The sequence below is a fragment of the Actinoplanes auranticolor genome (assembly GCF_018332655.1).
GTDB lineage: Bacteria > Actinomycetota > Actinomycetes > Mycobacteriales > Micromonosporaceae > Actinoplanes > Actinoplanes auranticolor.
The window spans coordinates 1-937 of sequence record NZ_BOQL01000140.1 but is presented as its reverse complement, the minus strand read 5'-3'; the positions used below and the strand labels follow the sequence as shown (position 1 = coordinate 937).

Below are 937 nucleotides of genomic sequence, written 5' to 3'. Positions count from 1 at the left end.
GAAACCTGATCATCATCGGCTCGGGTCCGTCCGGTTACACCGCGGCGCTCTACGCGGCCCGGGCGAATCTCAAGCCCCTGGTCATCGAGGGTGTGCAGTCCGGTGGTGCGTTGATGACGACCACCGAGGTGGAGAACTTCCCGGGTCATCCGGACGGGATCATGGGTCCCGAGCTGATGGACAACATGCGTAAGCAGGCCGAGAAGTTCGGTGCCGAGTTCGTCACCGATGACGTGACCCGCGTCGAGCTGGGGGACAAGCCGACCGAGCCGGGCACCGAGGGCCTCAAGACGGTCTGGGTGGGCGAGAAGGAGTACTTCGCCCGCGCGGTGATCCTGTCGACCGGTTCGGCGTGGCGTCCGCTGGGTGTGCCCGGGGAGCAGGAGCTGCTCGGCCACGGTGTGTCGTCGTGTGCGACCTGTGACGGGTTCTTCTTCCGTAACCAGCACATCATCGTGGTCGGTGGCGGTGACTCCGCGATGGAGGAGGCGACCTTCCTCACCCGCTTCGCCGAGACCGTGACGATCGTGCACCGCCGTGACTCGTTCCGGGCCAGCAAGGTGATGGCCCAGCGCGCCCGGAACAACCCGAAGATCAAGGTCGAGTGGAACAGCGTCGTCGAGGAGATCCTCGGTGACGACGGCAAGGTGGTCGGCGCCCGGCTGCGTAACGTGCAGACCGACCAGACCAAGGTGCTCGACGTGACCGGCGTGTTCGTCGCGATCGGCCACGACCCGCGCAGCGAGCTGTTCAAGGGTCAGATCGAGATGGACGACGAGGGCTACGTCAAGGTCGACCACCCGAGCACCCGCACCAACATCCCGGGCGTGTTCGCCGCCGGCGACCTCGTCGACCACACCTACCGCCAGGCCATCACGGCCTCCGGCACCGGTTGCGCCGCCGCGCTCGACGCGGAACGCTTCATCGCCTCGTTCGT

Annotated in this window: 1 protein-coding gene; it reads left to right on the top strand. The window is 66.6% G+C overall.

What is annotated here, in order from left to right; genetic code table 11:
- The coding region (trxB, locus tag Aau02nite_RS46065; protein ID WP_212995036.1) for a thioredoxin-disulfide reductase at positions 1-937 on the top strand (937 nt) is incomplete at both ends.